At 72.9% G+C, this 17,954-nt stretch carries 16 protein-coding genes; 10 read left to right on the top strand and 6 right to left on the bottom strand.

Translation table 11 applies throughout. The features are described 5' to 3' along the window. The first annotated feature begins 25 nt into the window (after window positions 1–25). From AB0M30_RS32015 to AB0M30_RS31990, 6 genes are read left to right on the top strand one after another with little or no spacing between them, the layout of a single operon-like run. Window positions 26–1,114, top strand: coding sequence for a type IV pilus twitching motility protein PilT (locus AB0M30_RS32015; protein WP_364591372.1), 1,089 nt, complete (start codon window positions 26–28; stop codon window positions 1,112–1,114). Then, window positions 1,111–2,640 carry a GspE/PulE family protein gene (locus AB0M30_RS32010; RefSeq protein WP_364591369.1) on the top strand — a complete coding sequence of 510 codons (1,530 nt, stop codon included), beginning with the start codon at window positions 1,111–1,113 and terminating at the stop codon, window positions 2,638–2,640. Before AB0M30_RS32015 ends, AB0M30_RS32010 begins: the two co-directional genes overlap by 4 nt. Continuing rightward, window positions 2,637–3,842 carry a type II secretion system F family protein gene (locus AB0M30_RS32005; protein ID WP_364591366.1) on the top strand — a complete coding sequence of 402 codons (1,206 nt, stop codon included), beginning with the start codon at window positions 2,637–2,639 and terminating at the stop codon, window positions 3,840–3,842. The genes AB0M30_RS32010 and AB0M30_RS32005 overlap by 4 nt, the downstream gene beginning before the upstream one ends. After that, window positions 3,842–4,282, top strand: coding sequence for a type II secretion system protein (locus AB0M30_RS32000; RefSeq protein WP_364591363.1), 441 nt, complete (start codon window positions 3,842–3,844; stop codon window positions 4,280–4,282). The genes AB0M30_RS32005 and AB0M30_RS32000 overlap by 1 nt, the downstream gene beginning before the upstream one ends. Next, entirely contained in the window at window positions 4,276–4,902 is a 627-nt protein-coding gene (locus tag AB0M30_RS31995; protein ID WP_364591360.1) for a prepilin-type N-terminal cleavage/methylation domain-containing protein, read from the top strand. Before AB0M30_RS32000 ends, AB0M30_RS31995 begins: the two co-directional genes overlap by 7 nt. After that, complete coding sequence (locus tag AB0M30_RS31990) at window positions 4,899–6,908, top strand: hypothetical protein (protein WP_364591357.1); 2,010 nt, start codon at window positions 4,899–4,901, stop codon at window positions 6,906–6,908. The genes AB0M30_RS31995 and AB0M30_RS31990 overlap by 4 nt, the downstream gene beginning before the upstream one ends. A gap of 4 nt (window positions 6,909–6,912) precedes the next feature. Here the strand turns inward: AB0M30_RS31990 and AB0M30_RS31985 are convergent, their stop codons facing one another. Then, window positions 6,913–7,692: a prepilin peptidase gene (locus tag AB0M30_RS31985; protein WP_364591354.1), complete on the bottom strand. Its 780-nt coding sequence runs from the start codon at window positions 7,690–7,692 to the stop codon at window positions 6,913–6,915. Between the two features lie 299 nt (window positions 7,693–7,991). Here AB0M30_RS31985 and AB0M30_RS31980 point away from each other — a divergent pair, with 299 nt between their 5' ends. Then, window positions 7,992–8,852: a universal stress protein gene (locus tag AB0M30_RS31980; RefSeq protein WP_364591351.1), complete on the top strand. Its 861-nt coding sequence runs from the start codon at window positions 7,992–7,994 to the stop codon at window positions 8,850–8,852. Window positions 8,853–8,912: 60 nt separating this feature from the next. Beyond that, window positions 8,913–9,332: a hypothetical protein gene (locus AB0M30_RS31975; RefSeq protein ID WP_364591348.1), complete on the top strand. Its 420-nt coding sequence runs from the start codon at window positions 8,913–8,915 to the stop codon at window positions 9,330–9,332. Here the strand turns inward: AB0M30_RS31975 and AB0M30_RS31970 are convergent. Continuing rightward, window positions 9,325–9,915, bottom strand: a complete 591-nt coding sequence (locus AB0M30_RS31970; RefSeq protein ID WP_364591345.1) for a TetR/AcrR family transcriptional regulator — start codon at window positions 9,913–9,915, stop codon at window positions 9,325–9,327. The two genes, AB0M30_RS31975 and AB0M30_RS31970, sit on opposite strands and share 8 nt — an antisense overlap. A 37-nt stretch (window positions 9,916–9,952) precedes the next feature. Here AB0M30_RS31970 and AB0M30_RS31965 point away from each other — a divergent pair, with 37 nt between their 5' ends. Further along, the gene (locus AB0M30_RS31965) at window positions 9,953–10,300 is read left to right on the top strand and encodes a cytoplasmic protein (RefSeq protein ID WP_360186126.1); all 348 of its coding nucleotides are present in this window, start codon (window positions 9,953–9,955) and stop codon (window positions 10,298–10,300) included. A gap of 24 nt (window positions 10,301–10,324) precedes the next feature. Here the strand turns inward: AB0M30_RS31965 and AB0M30_RS31960 are convergent, their stop codons facing one another. Continuing rightward, window positions 10,325–10,768, bottom strand: coding sequence for a DUF6294 family protein (locus AB0M30_RS31960; RefSeq protein WP_103339131.1), 444 nt, complete (start codon window positions 10,766–10,768; stop codon window positions 10,325–10,327). Window positions 10,769–10,959: 191 nt separating this feature from the next. Here AB0M30_RS31960 and AB0M30_RS31955 point away from each other — a divergent pair, with 191 nt between their 5' ends. Next, window positions 10,960–13,080 carry an AfsR/SARP family transcriptional regulator gene (locus tag AB0M30_RS31955; protein ID WP_364591341.1) on the top strand — a complete coding sequence of 707 codons (2,121 nt, stop codon included), beginning with the start codon at window positions 10,960–10,962 and terminating at the stop codon, window positions 13,078–13,080. Here AB0M30_RS31955 and AB0M30_RS31950 read toward each other — a convergent pair. The 3 genes from AB0M30_RS31950 to AB0M30_RS31940 form a co-directional block, all read right to left on the bottom strand. After that, window positions 13,067–13,429 carry an STAS domain-containing protein gene (locus tag AB0M30_RS31950; protein ID WP_364591338.1) on the bottom strand — a complete coding sequence of 121 codons (363 nt, stop codon included), beginning with the start codon at window positions 13,427–13,429 and terminating at the stop codon, window positions 13,067–13,069. The genes AB0M30_RS31955 and AB0M30_RS31950 overlap by 14 nt on opposite strands. 430 nt (window positions 13,430–13,859) lie before the next feature. Beyond that, on the bottom strand, window positions 13,860–16,754 hold the full coding sequence (locus AB0M30_RS31945; RefSeq protein ID WP_364591335.1) for a beta-galactosidase: 2,895 nt from the start codon (window positions 16,752–16,754) through the stop codon (window positions 13,860–13,862). Between the two features lie 43 nt (window positions 16,755–16,797). Next, window positions 16,798–17,784: an arabinan endo-1,5-alpha-L-arabinosidase gene (locus tag AB0M30_RS31940; protein ID WP_364591332.1), complete on the bottom strand. Its 987-nt coding sequence runs from the start codon at window positions 17,782–17,784 to the stop codon at window positions 16,798–16,800. Between the last annotated feature and the right edge of the window lie 170 nt (window positions 17,785–17,954).

Here is a 17,954-nt window from a genome sequence, read left to right as displayed (position 1 = left end):
GACCACCTCGCCCCGGAGGGAAACCATGCCCACCCAGATCGGCAGCCGCGTCGACGGCCTGCTCGAGGCGTTGTGGCAGGCGCGTGGCACCGACCTGCTGCTCACCGCCGGACTGCCGCCCCAGCTGCGCGTGCACGGCGACCTTTCCGCGGTTCCCGGCCACCCCGTCCTGACCGGTGAGGACACCCGCGCCCTGCTCGCCGAGCTCCTCACCGAAGACCAGGCCGGCGCCTGGCGCACCGCCCGCGAATTCGACTTCTCCTTCGGCTGGCGCGACGAAGCCCGCGTCCGCGGCAACGCCTTCACCCAGCGCGGCGAAACCGTCGTCGCGCTGCGGATGATCCCGCGCCGGATCCCCGGCATGGCCGACCTCGGCCTGCCGCCGGTATTGGCCGACTTCGCGCGCCGGCACCAGGGGCTCGTGCTCGTCACCGGGCCGACCGGCTCCGGGAAGTCGACCACGCTCGCGGCCGTCATCGACCGGATCAACCGCGAACGCGCCTGCCACATCCTCACCGTCGAGGACCCGATCGAGTACGTGCACGAACACCGGCGCTCCGCGGTGAACCAGCGGGAGGTCGGCACCGACACCGACTCCTTCCCGGCGGCGCTGCGCAGCGCCCTGCGCGAGGATCCCGATGTCCTGCTGGTCGGCGAAATGCGCGACCTCGAGTCGATCCGCTTCGCCCTGACCATCGCCGAAACCGGGCACCTGGTCTTCGCCACCCTGCACACCAACGACACCGCGCAGTCCCTGGCGCGGATGATCGACGTCTTCCCCGCCGGGCAGCAGGAGCAGGTGCGGGTCCAGCTCGCCGCCGCCCTCACCGGCATCGTCTACCAGCGGCTGCTCCCGCGCGTCGGCGGCGGGCTCGTCGCCGCCTTCGAGGTCCTCGTGGCCAACACCGCCGTCCGCAACCTCATCAAGGAAGGCAAGCCGCACCAGCTGCGCAACGCGCTGGTGACCGGCCGCCGCGACGGCATGGTGACGCTCGAGCAGTCGCTGTCCGAACTCGTCGCCGCCGGACTGGTCTCCCCCGCCGACGCCGCCGCGCGCAGCCTCCACCCACAGGACATCGACCCGCGCCCGCGGCCCCGGAGCGTGCCGGCATGAGACTCCGCACCCAGCCCCGCACCGTCGACCTCCGCACGGTGACCCCGGACCGCGCCGCCGCCGACCTGCTCGGCGAGGCGAAGGCCCGCGAGCTCTGCGCGATCCCCCTGACCGTGCGCGAGGACTCCGTGCTGGTCGCGGTGGCCGACGCGGGCACCGCGCCCGCCCTGCAGGAGGCGCTCGGCCGCCCGGTGACCGTCGCCGTCGCCGAACGCGCGGACATCCTGGCCACCATCGGCCGCACCTACCGCGCGCTCACCGGCGTCGACCAGCAGGTCAAGGCGTTCGAAGCCCGGGACGCCGTGCGGCGCGACGCAGCCCGCGCCGAGGCGCCGGCGACCGCGAACGACGACGCGCCGGTCGTGCACGTCGTCGCCCTGATGATCAAGCAGGCGCTGCGCGACCGGGCCTCCGACATCCACGTCGAGCCGCAGGCCGAGCGGATCCGCGTCCGCTACCGCATCGACGGCGTGCTCCACGACGTCCTCGACCTGCCCGGCTCGATGGGGCCCGCGGTGACCAGCCGGATCAAAATCCTGGCCGGGATGAACATCGTCGAGCGGCGGCGTCCGCAGGACGGCCAGATCAGCATGGACGTCGAAGACCGGCCGGTGGACATCCGGGTGGCCAGCACCCCGGTGGTCGGCGGCGAGAAGGTCGTGCTGCGGCTGCTGGACAAGAGCCGCCCGCTGTTCCGGCTGCCCCAGCTCGGCATGCCCGCCGAGATGGCCGCCCGCTACAGCGCGGTGCTGCAGTCGCCCTACGGCATGGTGATCTGCGCCGGGCCCACCGGCAGCGGCAAGACCACGACGCTCTACGGCTCGCTCGGCGAGCTCGACAGCAGCGAGCGCAACATCATGACCATCGAGGACCCGGTCGAGTACACCATGTCCTCGATCAACCAGATCCAGATCAACGAGCAGACCGGCGTCACCTTCGCCGACGGCCTCAAGTCGATCCTGCGCCAGGACCCGGACGTCATCCTCGTCGGCGAAGTCCGGGACGTCGACACCGCGCGCATCGCCGTGCAGTCCGCGCTCACCGGTCACTTCGTGCTCTCGTCGCTGCACGCCACCGACGCGGCTTCGGCGCTGCACCGGCTGCTGGACATGGGGATCGAGAACTTCCTCGTGGCCTCCTCGGTCACCGCGGTGCTCGCCCAGCGGCTCGTCCGCCGGATCTGCCTGCGCTGCCGCGAGTACTACGCCCCTTCGGCCGAGGAACTGTCCTTCATGGACTCCTTGGGCGCGGACGAGCCGGCGGGCGGGTTCGTCCGCGGGGCCGGCTGCAACTTCTGCGCCCAGACCGGCTTCCTGGACCGCACCGGCGTCTACGAGCTGATGCCGGTCAGCGAAGGGATCCGCACGCTGGTGCTGGACAGCGCGCCGCACCGCGAGGTGCACGAACTGGCCCGCAAGGAAGGCATGCGGACGCTGCAGGACGAGGCGCTGCGGCTGGTCGCCGAGGGCGTCACCACCCCGGCCGAGGTACTGCGGTCGATCTACCTCACCGGAGGGGCCCGATGAACCGGTACGCCTACGTCGCCACCGGCCCGGACGGGCTGCGCACCCACGGGGTGCAGAAGGCCGCCGACGCCGATTCCGCCGTCCTCGCCCTGTACGAGCGCGAACTGCGGGACATCGAGGTCACCGAGAAGAAAAGCGTGCTGAGCCGGGAGCTGACCGCGCCCCGGGTCAAGCGCGAGGTCGTCATGCACCTCTCGCGCCAGCTCGGCGCGTTCGTCCGGGCCGGGCTGCCGCTGATCGACGCGGTCCGGATCCTCGGCGAGGAGGCCGCGAACTCCTCGGTGGCGCGGATGCTGCGCTCGGTCGAACAGGGCCTGCGCGGCGGCGACCGGCTCTCCGACCGCATCGACCGGCACCCGAAGATCTTCCCGGAGTTCTACCGCGAGATCCTGCGTTCGGCGGAGCTCACCGGCCAGCTCGACGTCGTCCTCGACCAGCTGGCCGACTACCTCGAGCGCGACCTCGAAGCCCGGCGCAAGATCAAAGCCGCGCTGATCTACCCGGCGATGATCGCCGTGATGTCGGTCGTCACCGTCGTCGTGCTCGCGACGTTCGTCCTGCCGCGCTTCAAGAGCTTCTTCGCCAGCCTGAACGCGAAACTGCCGCTGCCGACGCGGATGCTGCTGGCCGTCACCGACTTCCTGGGCACGTGGTGGTGGGCGCTGCTGGCCGGGCTGATCACCGTCATCGCGCTGTACTCCTTCGCCGTCCGCACCCCCGGCGGCCGGTACGCCCGCGACCGCGCGCTGCTCGGCTTGCCGGCGATCGGCCCGACCGTGCGGCACGCGCTGGTCGAGCGGTTCTGCCGGATCCTGTCGTCCATGGTCAGCGCCGGGGTCCCGCTGCCGGAGGCCCTGCGGGTCGCGACGGACTCGCTGCGCAACCGCGTGTTCATGCGCGCGCTGGCCCGGGTCGCGCAGGCGGTGCTCAACGGCGAGGGCCTGGCCCGGCCGCTCACCGGCTCCGGGCTGTTCCCGGTGACCGCCGCGCAGATGATCCGCGTCGGCGAGGACACCGGCACCCTCGACACCCAGCTCGAAGTCACCGCCCAGTACTACGAAGGCGAGCTGGACTACCGGCTGAAGAAGCTCACGGCGCTGTTCGAGCCGGCCGTCATCGTCGTGATGGGCCTGGTCGTCGGGTTCGTCGCGGTCGCGCTCGTCTCGGCGATGTACGGGATCTTCGGCCAGGTGCACGTCTGATGGGCGGCGGCGACCGGGGCGAGAGCCTCCTCGAACTGCTGGTCGCGGTGGCGATCCTGGGCGTCGCGGTCATCGCGATCGTCGGCGGGATCGGCGTGAGCGTGGTCATGTCCGACGTCCACCGCAAGCAGGCCACGGCCGGCGCGGGCGTGCGCGACTTCGGCGAGGCGGTCGAGAACCAGGTGCTGGCGGGCGGCTACTTCGCGTGCGCCGCGCCCGCGAAGTACGCCGCTCCGGCCGGGTTCGCCGTGCCGTCCGGGTTCACCAGCTCGGTGGCGTCGGTGAAGTACTGGACCGGCTCGGCGTGGTCGGCGTCCTGCGGCACCGACAGCGGACTGCAGCAGGTGACCCTCCAGGTCGCCAGCGGTGACGGCCGGGCGAGCGAGCGTCTGGAGGTCGTGGTGCGCAAGCGCTGCGGGCTCGGGGAGGCGACGTGCTGAGCCGCCGGTCCGACGCCGGGTTCACGCTCATCGAGCTGCTGATCGCCGTCGTCATCCTCGGGGTGGTCGCCGCGCCGATCGCCAACGCGGTGATCGTCTCGATCAGGAACACCGATGCCACGTCGGCCCGGCTGGCCGTGTCGCACGACGCCCAGCAGAGCTCGGCGTTCTTCGCCCAGGACGTCGCCGCCGTCGGCCTGCGCGACTACTCGGGAGCGGTGGCGAACGGCAAGGTGCCGTACTCGCCATCGATCCAGCTCGGGGCCGCGTACGACGGCGGCGCCCAGGTCTGCGGCACCGCCGCGACGCCGGTTGCGGTGCTGCGGCTGCTGTCCGACGACTGGGACACCAGCACCCCGGCCGCGACCCGCCGCACCGCGATCGTCGCCTACTACCTCATCGGTACCGAGCTGCACCGGTTGCGCTGCCTGGGTTCGACGACCCCGGTGTCCGACTCGGTCGTCGCGCACAACGTCGACCCGGCCACTCCGGCGGTCACCTGCTCCAGCGCGTGCACCGACGCTGCCGTGCCGCTGTGGGTGAAGTTCACCTTCACCGCCGTCGCGCGCAACGCCGACCCCTACCCCATCACCCTGTTCGGGCAACGGAGGCAGACATGAACCGCCGGTGGAAGGGCGATGACGCCGGGGCGGCGCTGCCGATGGTGCTCCTGCTGGTCACGGTGGTCGCGGTGGTGCTCGGCGCGCTGCTGTCCTTCGCCGACACCAGCGTCCGCACCACGGTGAACCTGCGCGACCAGGCCGCGTCCGCCTACACGGCCGACGGCGCGCTGCAGGCGGGGATCAACACGATCCGCACCAGCACGTTCACCGGCGCGGCCGGCGAGCACTGCTTCGGCGGCTCCGACACGCTGAGCCTGCCGAACTTCGGCGGCGCCGGCTCGGCCGCGGTGTCGTGCACCGCCGATCCGGCGAAGGTGCAGATCCAGTGCCCGTCCCTGAGCCTGTGCAACCGGCCGGGCAGCGCGATCCTCACTCTCGGCACCGGCGGCGAGGACGGGCTCAACATCCAGCAGCCGACCGGTTCGTCGGTCAAGGTCCACGGTGTCGTGTATTCCAACTCGAACATCCGCGTGGTCAACGGCTCGCTCGACACGAACACCGCGGTGTACGCGCGGGGCACCTGCTCGGGCACGATCCGGAGCACGCCCGCGCCCTCGTGCGGCTACGCGGGGTCGGCTCTCGGCGCGGACCCCGGCTACGCGCCGGCGTTGACCTCCGTTCCGCCGCGTCAGGCGCTGCCGCCGTGCACCAAGTCGTCTTCGCTGGTCACCTTCCAGCCCGGGTACTACGACGACGCGGCCGGGCTGTCGGCGATGATGTCCAGCAGCAGCAAGTGCAAGGACAGCACGTTCTGGTTCACCCCCGGGACGTACTACTTCGACTTCCACAACAGCGCCGCGCTCCGGCCGCCGTCGCTGTCCGGCGGCGACGACGTGTGGACGGTCGACAACGGCTACATGGTCGCGGGCACGCCCGTGGACGACAGCGGCCGGATCATCGCCAAGCCGCCGGTCCCGGCGAAGATCCCCGAGGCCTGCGACAACCCGATCGACGATGCGAAGGCGGTCGGCGTCCAGTTCGTCTTCGGCGGCGACAGCCGGCTGGCGGTGAAGGCGGGCCAGGCGGAGATCTGCGGCACCTACAGCGCGGAACGGCCGCCGGTCGCCGTCCACGGGCTGACGTCGGGTGCGGAGGCGCCGGTGACGGCGACACTCGTGCCCAGTTCCGTCACGGGCGGCTTCACCGGCACGGCCGCCGCGCTGTCCAAAGTGGATGGTGCCGGGGCGACCTGGGCCGCTCCCGGCAAGAGCGGGGGCAACGCCACCCTGACCGCCGCCGGCTTCCCCCCCGCCGCGGCACCGCCCGCCGGCACGATCCTGACTTCGGCGAAGGTGCGGGTCGTCCACGCCAACGACCACGGCGCGAGCAAGGACTCGCGCACGGCCCAGTTCACGCCGGTGGGGAGCTCGCCGATCCCGCTGAGCCTGTCCACCCCCGGCGACGGCTCGGCCGCCACCGATGTCACCGACGTGACCGGCCAGCTGGCCCAGGCGGTGTACGACGGCACCTTCACCGGTGGGCAGCTGGGCTACTCCGTGGACGTCAAGCACGAAGGCACGGAACTGGTGGATGCACTCCAGCTGGAGCTCACCTACACCCCGCCCGCGCTGCGGGCCGAGAGCGGCTGCACCCAGCTGACGTACCCGAGCCCTTCGGCGTGTGCGCTGCTCACGGCGGTCAACAACTCCGGCAACCGGTTCTACGTGCAGGGAACGACGTACGCGCCGAAAGCCGTCCTCGACGTCACGCTGAACAACGCGACCGAACCGATCTTCCGCTTCGGCGTCGTCGCGCGGTCGTTGTGGGTGAAGGAAACCGGGAGCGTGACGTTCACCGGGGCGGTCATCGAGGTCCCGGACGACTCGCCGGGCTTCGTCTTCGGTGTCTACCTGTCCGCGTTCGTGTGCCCGGGTTCGTCCACGTGCGTCCCGGGTGGCACCCCGGCCGCAAGGGCGCGGGTGGCCTACGTGGACGGTGACCCGACGAATCCGGTGGCGGGAGCGCGTCAGGTGTCGGTGCTGAGCTGGTCGGGGAACCGGTGACCGCTCAGGCCAGGCCGGTCAGCCGCTGGTAGGCCTGGCCGAGCGGGCCGGCCGCGAAGATCGCCAGCAGTGCGGCGGCGATCATGAACGGCCCGAACGGCAGCGCCGTCTTGCGGCCGCCCCGGCCGGTCGCCAGCACGACGACGCCGGCGACCGCGCCGAGCAGGAACCCGCCGAACGCCCCGATGAGCAGCGCCGGCCAGGACAGGGAGGCGAGGATCCCGCCGAGGAGACCCGCGAGCTTGACGTCACCGAAGCCCATGCCCGCCGGGTACGCCAGGGCGAGCACGAGGTAGAAGCCGAAGAGCACGACGCCGCCGATCCCGGCGCGGGCCAGGGACCACCAGTCGCCGCGCCACCAGGCCGACGCCGTCAGCAGGACGAGCAGGACGGGGTACGACGGCAGCACGATGGCGTCCGGCAGGCGGCGGCAGTCGAGGTCGATCAGGGCCAGGGCGATCCCGATCGCGCCGAAGTAGAGGAACGCGGGCAGGTCCGGCGGGTCCAGCCGCAGGGCCAGCAGCGCGAACAGCACGGCGGTGCCGAACTCGACCAGCGGGTACCGGACGCTGATCCGGGCACCGCAGCCCGCGCACCGGCCGCGCAGGACGAGCCAGCCGAAGACGGGGACGTTGTGCCGGGTTTTGATCGTCTGCCCGCAGTCCGGGCAGTGCGAGGGCGGGCGGACGACCGACTCGCCGCGCGGCACGCGATGGATCACGACGTTGAGGAACGACCCGACGAGCAGGCCGAGCACCGCCGCGGCCACCACCAGCACCGCCATCGGGCTCCTTCGTCAGGGGGAACGACCGCCGCAGATCTTGCCCGACCCCGCCCCGCCCCGCGACCGGACAACCCGCGTACCCGGAGGGTCGGCTCGCGCACCTGGACAGTCGGCTCGCGTACGTGGACGGTCGGCCCGCGTACCTGAGGGGTCGGCCCGATGGGACCCGAGATGAATGTCCAGCCGACCCTCCGGGTACGCGGGCCGACCGGCTGGGTACGCGGGCCGACCCTCTGGGTGCGTCAGTTGCCCGGGGAATTCCGGTCCCGGGGGCGGGCGGGCGGCCTACAGTCTTGGAGGTGACCGCCGCCGGATTGCCGATCGTTGCCGGGGTGGACGGGTCGGCCGAGTCGCTCGATGCCGTCCGCTGGGCCGCGCGGACCGCCCGGCTGCGGGCGGCTCCGCTGGAGGTCGTGCACGCCCTCGACGTTCCGGCCCTGCTCACCGGCGGGGTCGTGCCGCCGCCCGAAGAGATGGTCGACGCCCTGCGCGCCCGGGGGCGGCGGGCGCTGCGGACCGCGCAGGAGCTCGCCGCCGCGCAGGGGGTTCCCGGCGCGGCCACCCGGCTCGATCCCGACCGCGCCGCCCAAGCCCTGATCGAGGCGTCGCGGTCGGCCGCGCTGCTCGTCGTCGGGTCGACCGGGCACGGCCGGCTCACCAGCCTGCTCGCGGGGTCGGTCGCCGCGGCGGTCGGCACCCACGCCCGCTGCGACACCGTCGTCGTCCGCGGGGACAGCTGGGACGAACCCGGCGCGGCCGACCGGCCGGTGGTCACCGGCGTCGACGGCAGCGAAGCCGGCGCCCGGGTCCTGGCGACCGCTCTCGCCGAAGCCCGCGCCCGCCGCGCGCCGCTGGTCGTGCTGCACGCGTGGGCGGACAGCCCGCCGCCGCACCGGGACCCGCGGTGCGTGACCGAGGCGGGGCGCCGGCTGCTCGGCGAGCGGGTGGACGCCCACGACACCGGCGACGTCGCGGTCGAGCAGATCGTCGTGCACGCGCACCCGCGGAAGGAACTGGTCGAGCGCAGCGCCACCGCCCAGCTGGTCGTTCTCGGCGACCGCGGCCGCGGCGGGTTCCCCGGCCTGCTGCTCGGCTCCACCGGGCAGGCCCTCCTGCACCACGCCGCCTGCCCGGTCCTGCTGGTGCGCACCACCGCGTAAAGGGAAGCGGAACGGAAGCGGAACCGGGCAGGATGCCGGGGAAGCCAGCGGGAGGAAGAAATGAAGACTGCGGTACAGGCCGGGCTGGTGGCGCTGGGGGCGCTGCTGGCCGGCACGACGGTTCCGGCCACGGCCGAGGCGGCGGCGACCATCCAGCGGACGGCCCTCTGCCACGCCGGCGACTTCAGCGGCAGGTTGACCCTCCGCTACGAGTCGGTCGGCTTCGACTACCGCGTGGTCGGCGGGTACACCACGTCGGGGCCGTACATCGGCGACGTCGCGGGCAAGGTCTCCCTGCGGATTTCGTACCGCAGCGGATCGACGACGCACACGGTGTACTCGCAGTCGTCGCCGACGACCGGGAACACGAACTTCGCCATGCCGACGACCACCACCGTGCCGGCCACGTCCACGGGCACCGCGGCGGCGACGTTCGACAACGGCTCGGCGTCCTGCACCGCGACGGTGCCGATCAGCTAGCCGCCGGGTCGAGGGCCGCGCGCAGGATCGCGCGGGCCGAACCGGCCAGGACCTCGGCCGCCCGGGGGCGGTCGAGGCCGCCGATGTCGGTCAGCCAGACCAGGGACTCGATGCCCGTCGCCGAGCGGATCGCCACCGCGAGGGCGTGAACGTCCAGCGTGTCCGCGAGCGGGGCCAGTGCCTCCTCGATCCAGCGGATCGCCCGGCCGCGCCGCAGCACCGGCTGCGGCGCGCCGGGCTCCAGGGACAGCCTCAGCTGCGCGCGCAGCTGGGGCTCCCAGCGCAGCGTGAACTCGATGAACGCCCGCATCACCAGGTCGAGGCGGGCGGCCGGGTCGGCGGGCGCGTCCGCGGGCAGCAGGCCCGCGTCGTCCTGGATCTCCGGGTACGCCGCCAGCAGCAGCGCGCGCTGGTTCGGGAAGTACCGGTAGGCCGTGGTGCGGGAGATGCCGGCCGCCTCGGCGGCGTCCTCGACCGTCGGTGAGACGCCGTTCGCGAGCAGTTCGTGCGCCGCGGTGACCAGGGCCGCCCGCGTGCGCCCCTTCTGCCGGCTCCGGCCCGTGGACTCATACGGGACATCCATGCCATCATGGTACTCACGTCCCACGAAGGAGGCCGCCATGACCGGTGACCCGGCCGAAACGAATCCCGAGCTGTACCGGGTGGTCTTCGAAAACGAGCGGGTGCGGGTCCTGGAGTACCAGGACGTCCCCGGCGACCGGACCGCGCCGCACCGGCACCCCGACACGGTGATGGTCACGCTGAGCGCGTTCAGCCGCCGGATCTCCGCCGGCGACCGTGAGGTCGGCGTGGAGCTGCCCGCCGGCGCGGTGCGCTGGGTCGCGGCCCAGGAGCACTCGGGCGAGAACGTCGGCGGCACGCCGTCGCACGCGATGTTCGTCGAACTCAAGGAACCCCGCCCCGGCGGGGCCGTCGCGGGCACCGCCCTGGGTCCCGGCGCATCGTGACCCAGGGCGGTTCTCACCCCGCCGTCAGCAGCTCGAGTGCTGAATGGTCTTGAAGATGTTGACAGCGCCGAAGAGCGACGCGTCGTAAGTGAAGTGCTTCGTCCAGAAGTAGCGCGGCGGCGGGTTGCCGTCGTTCATCCGCGGGCTGTCGAACGTGCCCGCCGAGAACAGCTGCGTCCCGGCCGTGGTCTTGAAGTCGAAGCTGGAGTGCCAGACGTCGCCGGAGTGCGTCTGGAACGTCAGCGTCGTCGCGCTCCAGTCACCCGTGCCGTCCGACCGGATCACCATGGTGCCGTTGTCCTGCTCGCAGTCGCCGGCGTGCAGCTGGCCCCACGTGGCGCTTTTCACCTCGAGGACCGCTGCGCTGTGCGCCGGCGCCGCGGTCGCCGCCGGCGCACCCGCCAGCACCGCCGCCCCCGTCGCCGCGAGGGCGAAAACCGGTGCGAGACCCCGAATCATGCGTTTCATGGACTTCCTCCCGAAGAACCGGTGGCCGCGGACCCTCCCGGTCCGCGCTGGACGAGCCTCGCAGCGCCCGTCGACAATCGGTCGACAGTTCGTCGACGGAGGTTTACTTCGGCGTCGGACGTATCCCGGGCGGCGCGGCCCGCTCCTGTACGCCGAAGCGCGCGGGATACCCGCGTCGCGGAGGGGCGGGCATGGGCGGGGTGGACCTCGGGGTGCTGGGACCGTTCGAAGTGCGGCTGGACGGCGAGCCGCGCGACGTCGGGGGGCCGCGCCTGCGGACCCTGCTGGCGGTGCTGGCGGCGGAGGCGGGCCGGGTGGTCAGCGTCGCCGCGCTGGGCCGCGCGCTGTGGGGCGAGGAGGCGCCCGCGCACGCCGGCCGAACCGTGCGGACGTACCTCTCCCGGCTGCGCGGCACGGTGGGTTCCGGCGCGATCGTGACCCGGCCGCCGGGATACGTCCTGCACCTGGCGGCCGGCGCCCTCGACGCCGCGCGGTTCGAAGGGCTCGCCGCCGACGGACGGCGGGTACTGGCCGCCGGAGAGCCCGCCGCCGCCCGGGAACGGCTGACCGCCGCGCTGGCCCTGTGGCGCGGCCACGCCGCCTACGAGGAGTTCGGCGACGTGGAAACCCTGGCCGCGGAAGGGATCCGGCTCGACCGGCTGCGCCACAACGCCGTCCAGGACCGGATCGACGCCGACCTCGCGACCGGCGAGGACACCGGGCTGATCGCCGAACTGGAGGCGCTGACCGCCGCGTTCCCCGGCCACGAACGGCTGTGGGCGCAGCTGATGACGGCGTTCTACCGGGCCGGTCGGCAGAGTGACGCGCTGGAAGCGTTCCGCCGGGCCCGGCACGGCTTGATCACCGCAGCCGGGGTGGAGCCGTCGCCGGTGCTGGCGCAGGTGCACCGCCAGGTGCTCGCCCAGGACCCGGCCCTGCTCGCCACCCGCGCGTCGGCGGTGGTGACCACCCCCGACGACGCCCTCGCCGCGGGCGAGCACGCGCTGCTCGAGGACGGCGATCTCCGGACCGGCCGGGAACACTTCGAAACCGCCTACGCCCGGGCCGAGCGGGCCGGGGACGCCGTCGCGCTCGCCCGCGCCGCCCTCGGCCTGGGCGGGGTGTGGGTGCACGAGCACCGGACGGCCGTCGCGGCGGCGTCACTGCTGACGCGGCTGCGGCACGCGCTGGAGCAGGTCGATCCCGGATCGGCGCTCGGTCACCGGCTCCAGGTCCGGCTCGCGGCCGAACTGGACTACGAAGCCGGCACGCACGACCGCGTCCTCGCGGCGGCCGAGCGGACGCGGGCGGCGGGCGACCCGGTCGCGCACGCCGAGGCGCTGAGCCTGGCCCACCACTGCCTGCTCGGCCCGGACCACACGCGGCTGCGGCACACCCTCGCGACGGAGCTGGTCGGGGTGAGCGGCCGCACGGGACGGCGCACCGACCTGGTGATGGGCGTGCTGTGGGACACCGTCGACCTGTTCCTGGCCGGCGACCGGCACGCCGAGCGGCGGCTCGGCGAGCTCGACGACCTGCTGGCCGAGCGCAAGCACCTGGCGGCGGGTTTCGTGGCCGACGCGCTCAAGGTCATGCTGGCCATCCGCGCCGGCCGGTTCGGCGAGGCCGAAGCCGGGGCGCAGGCCTGCGCCGAGGTCGGCCAGGCGGCCGGCGACTTCGACGCACTCGGCTGGTACGGCGCACAACTGGTGGCGATCCGGTGGTTCCAGGGCCGGCTCGGCGAGCTGGTGCCGGTGCTGGACGGCCTGATGCACTCACCGACGCTCAGCCCGATCGACAACTCGTACTACGCGGCACTCGCCGTGGCGGCGGCCTCGGCCGGGGACCGCCGTACGGCCGCGGGCGCGCTGGCGCGGCTGTGCGGCGAGGACCTGGGTGCGTTGCCGCGGTCGAGCACCTGGCTGACTTCGCTGTGCGGCGCCGCGGAAACGTCCTACCTGCTCGACGATCGGGCGACGGCGGCGCGGATCCACGAGCTGCTGGCACCGTTCGCGCAGCTGCCGGCGATGGCGAGCTTGGGCATCGCGTGTTTCGGTTCGGTCCACCACCCGCTCGGGACCACGGCCCTGACGGCCGGCGACCCGGACCGGGCCGTGACGCACCTGCGGGCCGCGGTACGGCACAACCTCGCGCTGGCCCACTGGCCCGCGGTGGTGTTTTCGCGCCGCCGGCACGCCGAGGCGCTGCTCCGCCGCGGCGGTCCGGGCGACCCGGCGGCCGCGGACCGCGAGCTGGCCGCCGCGGACGAAGAGGCGCGCACGTTCACCGGGCCGGCCGTCACCGGGCGATGAGCTGCGGCTCCGGCCGGCCTTCCAGCCGGAACAGCGGGGCGACCGCGGCGAGGTCCAAGGCCCGCCGCACCACCCCGGACGGCTTCAGCGCCAGGTCGATCCCCGCATCGGCACAGCGATTCCGCAGGCGGCCCAGCGACGCCACGCCCGTCACGCCGCAGAAACCCACGCCCAGCAGGTCGACCACCAGCCGCCGCGGGGCCGCCGCGACCGCGCGGTCGAGTTCCTCGTCGAGCCGCGAGCGCGTCACCATGTCGATCTCGCCCGTGACCGTGACCCGCAGCGTTCCCGGACGGGGCTCCGCGGTCTTCACGGTCAGCAGCAGCGCGGACAGGTCGGGGGCGCTCATCGAGGGGCTCCTTCCGGGGAAATCAGCGTCGAGTGATCACTTCCTACCCCGGCGCCGAAGGCACCAAACGCCTTCGGTCGGCTGAACCTGCCTCGCCGGGCCGAAGGCGTTTGGTGCCTCGGCAAGCCACGCTGCGGCGGCCGACTGGATGGCCGGCGAATGCTGCGCGCGGCCGAACTCGGGTTGCCCGACCCGGCGCGGTCAGCGCGCAGCTAGAGACCCTGGCCACCGCCTGGACCAACGCCGTCGGTCGGCTGACCTTGCCCAGCCGGGCCGAAGCCCCGTCGCCACCCGGGCAGGCCAGGCCGACGGCGCCGCGCCGACCGGATCACTCCGCCGAATCCGAGCAGCCCGACTCGGTGGCGGCGGGACACCCCGGCCCACGCCGCCACGCGGGCCGGTCGTCAGGGCGAGCCGCATCGTCGCGCTCTCAGCGCCGCCACCCCGGTGAGAGCACCGGCCGGACCGGGACGCCGCCGCGGGCGGTGCCCAAGTCCGTCAGTGCGACCTTCTCCAGGCCGTTGCCCGGGCCGCCGTCGCTGGTCACCGCCAAGGCCAGGGTGTTGCGGCCGTGGGGGTCGAGGGTGCCGTTCGGCAGCACGAACGTGTGCTGCGGCCCGACGTCCCCGATGTACTGGCCGACGTTCCAGCCGTTGAGGAACACCAGCACCCGGTAGCGGCCGCCGGAGCGGGGCTTTGCGGGATCGCCGATCGTCAGGCCCACCGAAGTGTCCTGGTCACGCGGGATCCGCAGCGAGAACGTCGTGCGGTACCACGTCGTCCCGGGGTCGGCCGCCGGGGCGGGTACCGGCGATGGTGTCCAGGCGCGGTCCGGGAAGCCCGGCAGGTGCCAGCCCGCGCGTTCGCCCGCGAGACCGCCGTTGTTCAGCGGGCCGCGCACCGGGTCCGCCGTGCCGCCCTGGAGCTTCCACGCCACGCCGGTCAGGGACGACGAGATGAGCCCCCGGCCTTCCTTGTGGGCGTCGTTGACGCCGCCGTCCTCGTTGTGGCCGTTGTTCCGGACCATCACCGAGAGCACGTGCGGTCCGTCGCCGCGCAGGCCTTCGGGGACGGTGAACGCCGCGGTGCCGGTCGTCGGCGGGGCGGGCAGCGCGGACGGCACGACGTGCTGGCCGAGGTACTGCCCGTCCAGCCACGCCTGCAGCATCCCGGCACCCCCGCCGCCGTAGCGGAGGCTGACCTGCTCCCCCGGCGTCCCGGTGAACCGGCCGCGGTACCAGACGTCGCCGACGCCGAAGCCGTAGTCGTCCGCGGTCAGCACCGGCTGCCCGGCCGGCGGCGGGGTGGTGCTGTTCGTGGTGGTCCGGCCCGCGGCCGGCCAGGCCGAGTCGTCGTACCCCGGTTCGGCTTCCGGGGACCCCGGCGCCGCGCGCCAGCCGGTGAGCTCCGGCAAGCGCGGGTCGGCGGGGCCGGGCAGCGGCCGCAACGCCAGCAAGCTGCCCGACGCCGTGGGCCGCATCGGCACCGGGGCGCCGTTCCACCACAGCAGCGGGCTGCGGGCGCCCCACACCTCGAGGTCCCTCGGCGCCTTCGTGTCGCCGGTCAGCACGAACCCGGCCTGGGCGGTGCGCACCAGGTCCGGCCCGCGCACGAGCAGGCCGCCGACCGCCCAGAACGTGTCGGCGGTCGCGTCGTCGGCGAGCAGCAGCGTGACAGCCGGGCGGCCGCCGCCGCTGATCCGGACGCGCGCGAGCCCGTCGTGGCGGTAGTTCAGGCGCAGGTCGGTGCCGGACCAGGTGGTCGTGACGTTCCCGGCGAGGACGTCCACGCGCGGCCGCGTCGCGTACCGCAGCACCGTCTCGCCGTCCTCGCCCGGCCGTCCGTGCAGCAGCACGGTTCCGGCGGCCTGAGCCATCAGCTCCGACGTCGAGTACACGAGGTGCTGACCCGCGACGTCGAAGTTCGCCACCAGGTACTTCGCATCCTGCCCGGCCAGCCGGACCGGCACGGTGTAGTCACCGTCCGATGTGGACAGCGGGAAGGTGAACGCGTCGTCCGTCGTGGCGTTCGACGGCGAGTGCACCGGCAGGTAGAAGTGCACGCCCGTGTCCGGGTTGACGTTGTGGTAGACCTTCACCGCGGCCGACGACGGCGTCACCGGCGCGGCACGGTCCAGTTTGGCCAGATCCGGGACGGTGGCGAGGAACCCGCCGATCTCCTTCATCGTCAACGCCTTCGGCCGCAGCTGACGTCCTTCGTCGATCGCCGCGCCGTAGTCGTAGGAGCTGTAGACCACCGGCGCCGGCAGCCCGCCCCACGACGTGCCGCCGAAGGTCATGTAGAAGTTCTGGAGGGTCAGGCCGTTCGCCAGGTTGGTGCCGTAGAAGACGCGCTCGTAGCCCGGCCCCTGCCGCACGGCGGTGCACGGGTAGGTGCCGTTGCTGCCCCAGTAGTCGAACCAGCCGCCGCCGAACTCGGCGACGAACCCGGGCGTGTTCGGCGACGCGCTCGCGCCGCCCTTCGCCCCGCCCGGCCCGTAGGTCCCCCAGTCCGGGGCGGTGTTCGGGTTGCCCGGGGTCGCGTCGGTCCGGCAGATGCCGCCGGGGTAGCCGTCGAACGCGTAGAGGTCGACCTTGCCTTCGACGGTGCCGGGGACCCCGGAGCCGGGCGGCACCCAGATGCCGTTGCGGCCCTTGTCGTTGTGGAACACCGGGACGGTGATCCCGTCGGCCCGCACCTTGTCGTAGAGGTGGGCGACGTAGTTGCGCTGCGCGGTCCCGGTGGCGGAAAGCTCGTTCTCGATCTGGTAGAGGATCACCGAGCCCCGGCCGTCGGTGTACTGGTGGCGGCCGATGATCGCGTCGATCCGCGACAGCCACTCGTCGGCCGCGGCGAGGTAGTCCGGCGCGTCGCTGCGGGCCCGGCCGGCCTGGGTGCTCAGCCACGCCGGGAAACCGCCGCCGGTCACCTCGGCGTTGATGTACGGGCCGGGCCGGGCGATGACGTACAGCCCGGCTTCGGCGGCGAGGTCGAGCACGCGGTCCATGTCGCGGACGCCGGTGAAGTCGTACACCCCGGGCGCCGGCGAGTGGTAGTTCCAGTCGAAGTAGATCGAGACCGCCGTGTAGCCGGTGGCCTTCATCTTCTGCAGGACGTCCCGCCACAGGTCCGGGCTCGGCAGCCGGAACGGGTGGAACTCGCCGGACCAGACGACCTGGCGGCGGCCGTCCAGCATGAGCGAGTACTTGTCGAAGGTGACCTGGTGCTTCGGCCTCGGAGTCGGAGCGGCCGACGCCGACGCCGGTGCCGCGCAAAGCCCGGTCGCGACGAGCAGAGCGAGGAGGAACGACAGGAACCGGTGCATGGTCGGACTTCCGATCGGCGGAGTATAGGTCGTTATACGAAGTTCAGTACACGTAGGGCCAGCCGGCGCTGTCGTAGCCGATGAGGTTGATGCCGAGCTTGCCCGTCAGCGGCGTCGCGTCCGAGTAGTAATAGTGGTAGATCAGCACGTCGGCGTCCGTGTCGTGCAGCACGGCCACGTGCCCGGGGCCGTGCACCGCGCCGTGGCTCGCGAGGATCTGCGTGCCGCCACCGGCGGTCATCCGGACGCCGTTGCGATCGGTGTACGGGCCGGTGATCGACGTCGACCGGCCGACCATCACGCGGTAGGTGCTCTTCGTGCCCTGGCAGCACAGGTCCCACGAGACGAACAGGTAGTAGTAGCCGCCGTGCTGGATGATGTAGGGCGCTTCTTCGGCGGACGTGCTGCCGGTGCGCTGGGCGATGCTCCGCAACGCGGTGTCACTGGTGCTGCGCTTGCCGGTCGCCGGGTCGAGCCGGATCATCTTGATGCCGGTCCACCAGGAGCCGAAGCTCAGCCACCAGCGGCCGGAGGAGTCGACGAACAGGTTCGGGTCGATCGCGTTGTAGTCGTTGCTCGTGCTCGTCTGCACGACGATCCCCTGGTTGGTCCAGCTGCCGGGCAGGCCGGTGGTGCTGGTGGCGAGGAAGATCGCCGAGTTGCGGGAGCCGAGCGACGAAGCCGCGTAGTAGAGGTAGTACTTGCCGTTGTGGAACGAAATGTCCGGCGCCCAGAGGTACTCCGGCTTGGCCGGGTCGGTGAAGGGCGCGGTCCACGGGGCGCCGTTCGGCCAGACCGAGCCGAGCTTCGTGAAGTGGATCCGGTCGGTCGAGCGGCGGATCTGCAGGTACTGGTCGGTCGAGTAGAGCAGGTAGCTGCCGTCCGCGGCGCGGATCATCGACGGGTCGTGCACCGCCTCGATGTCCCCGGTCACGTAGCCGGGGTCGGGGTAGGTCGCGGCCTGCGCGGCGGGGGCGCTCAGCAGGGCGGCGGCGACGGCGATGATGGCCGGGAGGCGGCGCAGGCTCATGGATGTCCTCGGGGTCGACGCTGATCCGAGGCGCTGTTAACGCTAACAGCACCTGACGGGGAAATGGTCGGAGGTGACGGGCCGGTGCGTCAAGGGCCGGACGGAGGGTCTCCCCGGCCGGCCCCCGGCGACCGTCGTGAGTGGTAAGGCGGGTTAGAACCCGCCTTACC

Origin of the sequence: Amycolatopsis sp. NPDC051716 (assembly GCF_040681595.1) — a bacterium.
Lineage (GTDB): Bacteria > Actinomycetota > Actinomycetes > Mycobacteriales > Pseudonocardiaceae > Amycolatopsis.
The sequence above is the reverse complement of the archived record's forward strand: the minus strand, read 5'-3'. Positions and strand labels throughout refer to the sequence as shown.